The organism is Micromonospora sp. NBS 11-29 (genome assembly GCF_002140155.1).
Classification (GTDB): Bacteria; Actinomycetota; Actinomycetes; order Mycobacteriales; family Micromonosporaceae; genus Micromonospora.
On sequence record NZ_NAPR01000006.1, the window covers coordinates 330,627 to 340,202 of the forward strand.

The 9,576-nt window shown below is 73.5% G+C and carries 10 protein-coding genes; 3 read left to right on the forward strand and 7 right to left on the reverse strand.

The window, feature by feature from the left end; all coding sequences use genetic code 11:
• Positions 1–142 precede the first annotated feature (142 nt).
• Entirely contained in the window at positions 143–1,330 is a 1,188-nt protein-coding gene (locus tag B1205_RS09190; protein ID WP_089155215.1) for a pyridoxal phosphate-dependent aminotransferase, read from the forward strand.
• A gap of 26 nt (positions 1,331–1,356) precedes the next feature.
• On the opposite strand, the gene glmM is transcribed toward B1205_RS09190, so the two are convergent.
• The 7 genes from glmM to B1205_RS09225 all read right to left on the reverse strand — a co-directional run bounded on the left by glmM (position 1,357) and on the right by B1205_RS09225 (position 6,885).
• A complete protein-coding gene (gene glmM / locus B1205_RS09195) occupies positions 1,357–2,712 on the reverse strand; it encodes a phosphoglucosamine mutase (RefSeq protein WP_089155216.1) in 1,356 nt (451 codons plus the stop codon).
• Positions 2,713–2,825: 113 nt separating this feature from the next.
• Positions 2,826–3,290: a 30S ribosomal protein S9 gene (gene rpsI, locus B1205_RS09200; RefSeq protein WP_089155217.1), complete on the reverse strand. Its 465-nt coding sequence runs from the start codon at positions 3,288–3,290 to the stop codon at positions 2,826–2,828.
• Positions 3,291–3,310: 20 nt separating this feature from the next.
• Positions 3,311–3,754 carry a 50S ribosomal protein L13 gene (rplM, locus tag B1205_RS09205; protein ID WP_089155218.1) on the reverse strand — a complete coding sequence of 148 codons (444 nt, stop codon included), beginning with the start codon at positions 3,752–3,754 and terminating at the stop codon, positions 3,311–3,313.
• Between the two features lie 197 nt (positions 3,755–3,951).
• Positions 3,952–5,322: a nitrate/nitrite transporter gene (locus B1205_RS09210; RefSeq protein WP_089155219.1), complete on the reverse strand. Its 1,371-nt coding sequence runs from the start codon at positions 5,320–5,322 to the stop codon at positions 3,952–3,954.
• Positions 5,323–5,444: 122 nt separating this feature from the next.
• Positions 5,445–5,750, reverse strand: coding sequence for a hypothetical protein (locus B1205_RS09215; RefSeq protein WP_176308519.1), 306 nt, complete (start codon positions 5,748–5,750; stop codon positions 5,445–5,447).
• Positions 5,728–5,988 (reverse strand): DUF6364 family protein, encoded by a 261-nt coding sequence (locus B1205_RS09220; RefSeq protein WP_089155220.1) that lies wholly within the window; start codon positions 5,986–5,988, stop codon positions 5,728–5,730. The genes B1205_RS09215 and B1205_RS09220 overlap by 23 nt, the downstream gene beginning before the upstream one ends.
• Before the next feature lie 192 nt (positions 5,989–6,180).
• On the reverse strand, positions 6,181–6,885 hold the full coding sequence (locus tag B1205_RS09225; RefSeq protein WP_089155221.1) for a class I SAM-dependent methyltransferase: 705 nt from the start codon (positions 6,883–6,885) through the stop codon (positions 6,181–6,183).
• A gap of 147 nt (positions 6,886–7,032) precedes the next feature.
• On the opposite strand from B1205_RS09225, the gene B1205_RS09230 reads away from it, so the two are divergent.
• Together B1205_RS09230 and B1205_RS31125 are read left to right on the forward strand one after the other, a co-directional pair.
• Positions 7,033–9,141, forward strand: coding sequence for a molybdopterin oxidoreductase family protein (locus tag B1205_RS09230; protein ID WP_089155222.1), 2,109 nt, complete (start codon positions 7,033–7,035; stop codon positions 9,139–9,141).
• Positions 9,138–9,576 (forward strand): FAD-dependent oxidoreductase (locus B1205_RS31125; RefSeq protein ID WP_254909809.1); only part of this gene is annotated, 439 nt, incomplete at its 3' end. The genes B1205_RS09230 and B1205_RS31125, both read left to right, overlap by 4 nt.

Consider the following 9,576-nt stretch of genomic DNA (forward strand, 5'->3'; position numbering starts at 1 on the left):
ACCAAGATCTGGCGCGGACCGGGGCAAGCGACCCGACCATGACTCCTGCCGGCTCAGCGTTGACGGGGCCGGCACCCGGGGAAGTGGGGTGTCACCTGCTTCGGCTGGTGAGAGCGCGGCGACGGGCCGTAGGCTGACCATCGTGACGACGACCGATCCCCTGGTGGCCCGGATGCGGCCGTTCGGCACCACCGTCTTCGCCGAGATGTCGGCGCTGGCGGTGCGCACCGGCGCGGTCAACCTCGGGCAGGGTTTCCCCGACACCGACGGCCCGCCGGAGATGCTCGCCGCCGCCGCCGAGGCGCTGCACACCGGCCACAACCAGTATCCGCCGGGTCCGGGCATCCCGGCGCTGCGCGCGGCCGTCGCGGCCCACCAGCGCCGGTTCTGTGGGCTTGAGTACGACCCGGGCGGCGAGATCGTGGTGACCGCCGGCGCCACCGAGGCGATCGCCGCCAGCATCCTCGCGCTCTGCGAGCCGGGTGACGAGGTGGTCTGCTTCGAGCCGTACTACGACTCGTACGCCGCCTCGATCGCGTTGGCCGGCGCGGTGCGCCGCCCGGTGACGCTGCGCCCCGACGCGGACGGCCGGTACGCCTTCGACCCGGCCGAGCTGCGGGCGGCGTTCGGGCCGCGGACCCGGCTGGTGCTGCTGAACTCGCCGCACAACCCGACCGGGAAGGTCTTCACCGCCGACGAGCTGACCCTGGTCGCCGAGCTGTGCCGGGAACACGGGACGTACGCGGTCACCGACGAGGTCTACGAGCATCTCGTGTTCACCGACGCCGCCGGGCCGCACCTGCCGCTGGCCACGCTGCCGGGCATGCGGGAACGGACCCTGCGCATCTCCTCGGCTGGCAAGACGTTCTCCTGCACCGGTTGGAAGGTCGGCTGGGTGAGCGGGCCGGCACCGCTGGTCGCCGCGGTGCTGCGGGTGAAGCAGTTCCTCACGTTCGTCAACGCCGGCCCGCTGCAACCGGCCGTGGCGGTGGCGCTCGGTCTGCCGGACGCATACTTCACCGGCTTCCGGGACGACCTGCAACGCCGGCGGGACCAGTTGGTGGCCGGGCTGACCGACGCCGGGTTCGGGGTGCTCGCGCCCGAGGGGACGTACTTCGTGACCGCTGACGTCACCCCGCTCGGCGGCCGGGACGGGGTGGAGTTCTGCCGGTCCCTGCCGGAGCGCTGCGGTGTGGTGGCGGTGCCGACGCAGGTCTTCTACGACGACGTCGCGGCGGGCCGGCGGCTGGTCCGGTTCGCGTTCTGCAAGCGGCCGGAGGTGCTCACCGAGGCGGTGGACCGCCTGCGGAAGCTGCGGCCCGACGGCTGACCGGCGCGGTCACGCCGGCCGCCGGGTCAGGCGGCCGGGCTGGCGGTGCGGACCTGCTCGGCGATCCGCTCGGCGACCTCCCGCGCGGTGGCCTCGGTGGCCGCCTCGACCATGACCCGCACCAGCGGCTCGGTGCCCGACGGGCGCAGCAGCACCCGGCCGGTCTCGCCCAGCTCGGCCTCGGCCCGCTCGACCTCGGCCCGGACGGCCGGCGCGGCGGCGCCGACGGTACGGTCGCCGACCGGCACGTTGATCAGCACCTGGGGCAGCTTGGTGACCACGGCGGCCAGCTCGGCCAGGGAGGTGCCGGTGGCGGCCATCCGCGCCATCAGGTGCAGGCCGGTGAGCACGCCGTCGCCGGTGGTGGCGTACGCGGGCAGCACGATGTGTCCGCTCTGCTCGCCGCCCAGCGCCAGGCCGGAGGCGCGCAGCTCCTCCAGCACGTACCGGTCACCGACCTTGGTCTCGACCAGCCGGATGCCGTGCGCGGACATGGCCAGCCGCAGGCCGAGGTTGCTCATCACGGTGGCGACCAGGGTGTCCTGGGTCAGCTCGCCGGCCTCCCGCATGGCCAGCGCGAGGATCGCCATGACCTGGTCGCCGTCGACCTCCTCGCCGTCGGCGGTGACCGCGACGCACCGGTCGGCGTCGCCGTCGTGGGCGATGCCGAGGTGTGCGCCGTGCTCGACCACCGCGGCGCGCAGCGCGTCGATGTGGTTGGAGCCGCACTCGTCGTTGATGTTGAGCCCGTCCGGCTCGGCGTGGATGGCGACGACCTCGGCGCCGGCCTCCCGGTAGGCCACCGGGGCCACGTCGGCGGCCGCGCCGTTGGCGCAGTCGACCACGACCTTGATCCCGTCGAGGGGGTGCGACACGGTGCCGACCAGGTGCTGGACGTAGTGGTCGGCACCGTCGAGCAGGTCGTGCACCCGGCCGACGCCGGCGCCGATCGGGCGTTCCCAGGCGGTGGTGGCGTTCGCCTCGACGGCCGCCTCGATCCGCATCTCGATCTCGTCGGGCAGTTTGTGGCCGCCGGCCGCGAACAGCTTGATACCGTTGTCCGGCATCGGGTTGTGCGAGGCCGAGAGCATGACCCCGAGGTCGGCCTTGGCCTCGGCGGTGAGGAACGCGACCGCGGGGGTGGGCAGCACGCCGACCCGCACCACGTTGGCGCCCGCGCTGGTCAGGCCGGCGACCACGGCCGCCTCCAGCATCTCGCCGCTGGCCCGGGTGTCCCGGCCCACCACCGCGAGCGGCGGATGGCTCCGGTCGGTCTCGGCCAGCGTGTGGGCCGCGGCCACCGCGACCGCGAGCGCCAACTCCGGGGTGAGATCCGCGTTCGCCCGCCCGCGTACGCCGTCCGTGCCGAACAACCGGCCCATAACGCCAACCTCCGTGGAACTGCCGTTGAGGAGAGGAACGCGGAACGGCCGGGCCGCCCCCCGGCGAAGGGAGGCGGACCCGGCCGTCCGTCAGAAGTACAAGACGCTGCTGGTCAGCGCTTCGAGTACTGGGGAGCCTTACGGGCCTTCTTGAGGCCGTACTTCTTGCTCTCCTTGACCCGGGCGTCACGGGTCAGGAAGCCGGCCTTCTTCAGGGCCGGACGGTCGTCGGGCTCGTTGACGATCAGCGCCCGGGCGATGGCGAGCCGCAGCGCGCCGGCCTGGCCGGTGGTGCCGCCGCCACGCAGGTTGGCGATCACGTCGAACGCCTCGGGCTTCTCGGCGGTGACCAGCGGGTCCTTGATGAGCTGCTGGTGCACCTTGCTCGGGAAGTAGGCCTCGAGGTCGCGGCCGTTGCAGGTGATCTTGCCGCTGCCCGGGATGATCCGGACCCGGACGATGGCTTCCTTGCGCCGGCCCACGGTCTGGATCGGGCGGTCACCGCGGGGCGCGCGCGCGACGGGCGCCGGCGCCTCGGTGGCCTCGGGGGCGACCTCGGTCTCGGTGATGTCGGTCATGCTGCTTCCTTCGCCCGCGCTCACTGCGCGATCTGCTTGATCTCGAACGGCGCCGGCTGCTGCGCGCCGTGCGGGTGCTCGGCACCGGCGTAGACCTTCAGCTTCTTGATCAGCTGACGGCCCAGCTTGTTGTGCGGGAGCATGCCCTTCACGGCCAGCTCGATGGCCCGCTCGGGCCGCTTGGTGAGCAGCTCCTCGTAGCCGACCCGCTTCAGCCCACCCGGGTAGCCGGAGTGGCGGTAAGCGACCTTGGTCTGGCGCTTGTTGCCGGTCAGCGCGACCTTGCCCGCGTTCACGATGACGACGAAGTCGCCCGTGTCGACGTGCGGCGCGAAAGTCGGCTTGTGCTTGCCACGCAGCAGCGTGGCGGCGTGGGTCGCCAGGCGGCCCAGCACGACGTCAGAGGCGTCGATGACGTGCCACTGACGCTCGATCTCACCCGGCTTCGGGCTGTACGTACGCACAGGTCTACCTTGTCTCGTCGTCGGTCTGGGGTCGCGCGCCGAGGTGGCCGGAACTTCCCAGCCTGACCAGCACGCACGAACGACCAAGCGTACCTGATGCGGCACGCCTAAGAATGTCGTACAACAGCAGGCAACGATACCCGGCCGCCCGGTGACAGGTCAAAACGGGGTCGCGCCACGCGTCACCATGACGCCGGTCACACGCCGACCAGCGTACGCGGCCCCGGCCGCAGGTATACCACCCAGGTCACCAGGAAGCAGAGCGCGTACCAGCCGATGAACGCCAGGTAGGCCGCGTCGGCGGTGCCGGAGGTCAGGAACGACTGCCGGAACGCCACGTTCACCAGCACCCCGCCGGACGCGCCGACCGCACCGGCGATGCCGATCAACGCGCCGGAGCGGCGTCGGGCCCGCCGCTGCGCCGCCTCCCGGTCGCCGGTCAGCTCCGCCTCCGCGGCGGCCCGGACCCGGAAGATCGCCGGGATCATCTTGTACGTCGATCCGTTGCCGATCCCGGAGAAGACGAAGAGGGCCAGGAACCCGGCCAGGTAGAGCGGGAAGGAGCGGTCCCGGGCGGCGTACAGCACCAGCGCCGCGCCGCCCGCCATCGCCACGAAGTTCCAGAACGTCACCCGGGCCCCGCCGAGCCGGTCGGCGAGCTGACCGCCCAGCGGCCGGACCAGCGAGCCGATCAGCGGCCCGAGGAAGGTCAACCAGGCGGCGTCGACCGGGGTGGGGAACCGGTCGTGGAACTGGAGCTGGAGCACCTGACCGAAGGCGAAGCCGAAGCCGATGAACGAGCCGAACGTGCCGACGTAGAGCAGCGACATCACCCAGGTGTGCGGGTCGCGGGCCGCCGCGCGCAGCGCGCCCGGCTCGTTGCGCGCCCCTGGCACGTTGTCCAGCCAGCGCGCCGCCGCCAGCGCGGCCAGGATGATCAGCGGGAGGTAGACCGCCGGCACCAACCGGGGGTACGCGGCCCCGACGGTGGCCAGCACCGCCAGCCCGACGAGCTGCACCGCCGGCACGCCCAGGTTGCCGCCGCCCGCGTTGAGCCCCAGCGCCCGGCCCTTGAGCCGCTCCGGGAAGAACAGGTTGATGTTCGCCATCGAGGAGGCGAAGTTGCCGCCGCCGACGCCGGAGAGGCAGGCCAGCACCATCAACGTGGCGTACGACACCCCGGGTTCGAGCAGCACCGCCATCGGCACCGCCGGCACCAGCAGCAGCAACGCGCTCACGATGGTCCAGTTCCGCCCGCCGAACCGCGCCACGGCCAGCGTGTACGGCAGTCGCAGCACCGCGCCCAGCGCGGCCGGAACAGCGGTGAGCAGGAACTTCCCGGCCGGGTCGATGCCGTACTCGGGGCCGAGGAAGAGCACCACCACCGACCAGAGGCTCCACACGGAGAAGCCGACGTGCTCGGCGAAGATCGAGACGTACAGGTTGCGCCGGGCCACCCGGGCGCCACCGGCGGCCCAGAACGCCGGGTCCTCCGGACGCCATTCGGTGATGCCCGGCCGGCCGGTGACGGCCCGGGCCGGGGTCGTGGTGGTAGCGAGCGTGCTCACGGCGGCTCCTCCTCGTCGGTGACGAGGGGGACGCTAGGAACGGGTGGTTTCCCCCGGGTGCCCCGCGCGCGTCGGTCCGGATACGGAGATCGCACGTCCGCCACGACGCGGCGGTGAGACGGTCACAGCTCCTGGAGGATCCGCAGCGCCCGGCCGACCCGCTGCATGGTCTCGGTGTCCGCCACGTCCACGCACTCGCTGAACCACTTCTTCATCGGGCTGGAGAGCCGGTCCGGCATCACCACGTACGCGCCCATGCGCACGGCGAGCGGCGAGTCGCGCAGCAGCGACTCCTCGACCACCTCGGCCACGATCACGATCGGCACCGCGGTGGAGTTGTAGACGTCGGAGCTGACGACCAGGCCGAACCGTTCCCGGGCGCCGGAGATGCGCCAGACCTCGCCCCTACGCAGCACGCGGGCGCCCACCACCGAACAGGGCGTCGTCGACCATCCCGGCCTCCTGCGCGTCGGCCAGGGCGGCGGATTCCAGATCCAGGCCAGCGCGGCCGACCGCGGCGGCGTGCGCGGTGAAGACCTCGCGGAGCGCCTTCTCCCGGGCGGCCTGGTCCATCCAGGCGGAGAGGGAGAGCCCTTCCCGCTTGGCGAACCGGCGCGCCTCCTCGATCGTCTCGTCGGAGAACGACAGCGTCACCTTGGCGGTCATGCCGAGCAGACTACCCACCGGTATGACCCCCAGTCATCCCGAATCGCATCCATCGGAAATTCTGGCCCGTGGAACGGTGCTCTCGACGGGTGGGACGGGTGAGCGGCGGTGGTCGCCAGTTCGGTGAAGTGACGGCATCACCCCATCGGGAAGGCGCCACTTCGGCGAATCGGCGCGGGTCGAGTAGGTCGGTCAGTCCGAGTGGGGTCGTCGGCCGCCGAAGACGGCGAACCGCCACTCCTTGAAGAAGCAGTCCACGTCGACCAGGCCCGCCTCGTCGAGCCACCGGCACTGGTCGGTGACCGTGGCGGGCCGGTCGTGCCGCATCCGCTCCCGCGCGCCGGCGATCTCCTCGGCGTCGGAGCCCAACTCGGTGATCCGCGCCGTCCAGACCTCGTCGTAGCGCCGGTCCAGCGTCGGGGTCGGGCCGGCCACCTGCTCGGCGTTGACGAGGACACCCCCGGGGGCCAACGCCTGCGCGGAACGCCGGTAGAGCGAACGCTTGCCGTCGTCGTCGAGGTGGTGGACGGCCAGCGCGGTGACCACCGCGTCGTACCGGCCGGCGGGCAGCGGGTCGGCCAGGTCGGCGTGCACCGTGCGGTGTGGCACCGCCCGTTCGGTCAGGTGTCCGGCGGCCACCGCGAGCATGCCGGGCGCGCCGTCCACGAGCGTCAGCCGGATGCCGGGCACCGCGGCGGCCAACAGCAGGGAGAGCAGGCCGGTGCCCGCGCCCAGGTCCAGCACCTCGGGGGTACGCCCGGCGGCGAGTGCCGCCCGCAGCGGCGGCGCGGCCACCTCGACCGCCGTGCCGTAGAACGCGTCGAAGCAGGGCACCAGCCGACGTCGGGCCTGGTCGTAACGCCCGGCGACGGCATCGAACGCATCGGTCACGCTCATCGCGGCCTCCCGTTATGTGAGACGACTTTCCCACATTCTAAACCCGACGGACCCGCCCGTCACCCCCGTGCGGTGTGAGGCGCTCTTGACAGGACCGAAACAGAAGGGACCCGGGCCGGAAACCGCCCGGCGGCACGCTTTTCCGACATGACAGACGGTGCACGCATGGCGACGCGATCGGGGGTGCGCCCCCGGGAGGCGGCGACGCACTGCCCGTACTGCGCGTTGCAGTGCGGCATGGTGCTGCACGCGACCACCGACGGCGTCGAGGTCGCCGCCCGGGACTTCCCCACCAACCGGGGCGGGCTGTGCCAGAAGGGCTGGACCGCCGCCGAACTGCTCGACCATCCGGACCGGCTCACCACTCCGCTGCTACGCGACCGGCCCGGCGGCGAGTTGCGACCGGCCGGCTGGGACGAGGCGCTCGACCGGGTCGCCACCGCGCTGCGTACGCTCGCGGACCGGCACGGGCCGGACGCGGTCGCGGTCTTCGGCGGTGGCGGACTGACCAACGAGAAGGCGTACGCGCTGGGCCGGTTCGCCCGGGTGTCGCTGCGCACCCGGCACATCGACTACAACGGGCGATGGTGCATGTCGTCGGCCGCCGCGGCCGGCAACCGCGCCTTCGGCGTCGACCGCGGGCTCCCGTTCCCGCTCGCCGACCTCGGCCGGGCGGACACGCTGCTGCTGGTCGGCGCGAACCCGGCCGAGACCATGCCGCCGCTGATGCGGCACCTGACCGACCAGCGGGAGCGCGGCGGCCGGCTGATCGTGGTCGACCCCCGGGCCACCGCCACCGCCCGCCAGGCCGACCTGCACCTGCAACCGCTGCCCGGCACCGACCTGGCGGTGGCGAACGCGCTGCTGCACATCGCGCTGCGCGAGGGCTACCTCGACCGGGCGTACGTGGCGGCGCGAACCACCGGCTTCGACGAGGTCCGGCGGACCGTGGCCGGCTACTGGCCGGCGGAGGTGGAACGGCTCTCCGGGGTGCCGGTGGCCGACCTGGAGGCCACCGCCCGCGCACTGGCCACCGTGGACCGGGCGATCATCCTCACCGCCCGGGGCGCCGAGCAGCACGCCAAGGGCGTGGACACGGTCAGCGCCTTCATCAACCTGGCGCTCGCGCTCGGCCTGCCCGGCCGCCCCGGCGCCGGCTACGGCTGCCTGACCGGGCAGGGCAACGGCCAGGGCGGCCGGGAACACGGCCAGAAGGCCGACCAGCTCCCCGGCTACCGCCGGATCGACGACCCGGCCGCCCGGGAACACGTGGCCCGGGTGTGGGGCGTCGACCCGGCCGCGCTGCCCGGGGCGGGCGTGCCGGCCTACCGGTTGCTCGACTCGCTCGGCACCCCGTCCGGGCCGAAGGCGCTGCTGGTGTTCGGCTCCAACCCCGTCGTCTCCGCGCCGAGGGCGGCCCGGATCGAGTCCCGACTGCGCGACCTCGACCTGCTCGTGGTCGCCGACTTCCTCCGCTCGGAGACCGCCGAGCTGGCCGACGTGGTGCTGCCGGTGACCCAGTGGGCCGAGGAGGACGGCACGATGACCAACCTGGAGGGTCGGGTGCTGCGCCGCCGCGCGCTGCGCGAGCCGCCCGCCGGCGTCCGTACCGATCTGGAGATCCTCGCCGGGCTCGCTGCCCGCCTGCCCGACGCCGCGCCGCTGCCCACCGACCCGCGGGAGGTGTTCGAGGAGCTGCGGCGGGCCTCGGCCGGCGGTCCGGCCGACTACGCCGGGATCACCTGGGAGCGGATCGACGCCGACACCGGCGTGTTCTGGCCCTGCCCGGACGAGCACGGGCCGGACCGCCCTCGCCTCTTCGCCGACCGGTTCCACACCCCGGACGGCCGGGCCCGGTTCCACCCGGTGACCCACCGCCCGGCCGCCGAGCCGGTCTGCGCCGACTACCCGCTGCACTTCACCACGGGCCGGGTGCTGGCGCAGTACCAGTCCGGCACGCAGACCAGACGGGTGGCCGCGCTGCGCCGGGCCGCCCCCGGCGGCTTCGTCGAGCTGCATCCCGATCTGGCCGCCCGGCTGGGCGTGGCCGAGGGGACGCCGGTCCGGGTGGTCTCCCGCCGGGGTGAGCTGTGCGCGCCGGCCCGGCTCAGCCCGACGATCCGGCCGGACACCGTCTTCGCCCCGTTCCACTGGCCCGGCGCGGCGCGGGCCAACTCGGTCACCAACGACGCGGTCGACCCGGTCTCCGGGATGCCCGAGTTCAAGATCTGCGCGGTCCGGGTGGAGCGGGCATGACCGGGCGGATCGTCGTCGTCGGCTACGGCATGGCCGGGGCCCGGCTCGCCGCCGAGCTGCACGCACGCGGCGGCGACCGGCGGATCACCGTGCTCGGGGCGGAACCGCACCGGGCGTACAACCGGATCATGCTCTCCACGCTGCTCGCCGGGAAGATCGACGAGCGGGACGTGGAGCTGGTCGAGGCCGTCGGCCCGGGCGTGGACGTGCGGACCGGTGCGCCGGTCACCGCCGTCGACCGGGCCGCCCGGGAGGTACGCACCGCCGACGGCGGCCGGCACGGCTACGACCATCTGGTGCTCGCCACCGGCAGCCGGGCCGTGGTGCCGTCGCTGCCGGGGCTCGACCCGCTGCCCGACCGGGTGGTCCCGTTCCGCACCCTGGCCGACTGCCGGCGGATCCTCGTCGCCGCCGAGGGCGCGCGGCGTGCGCTGG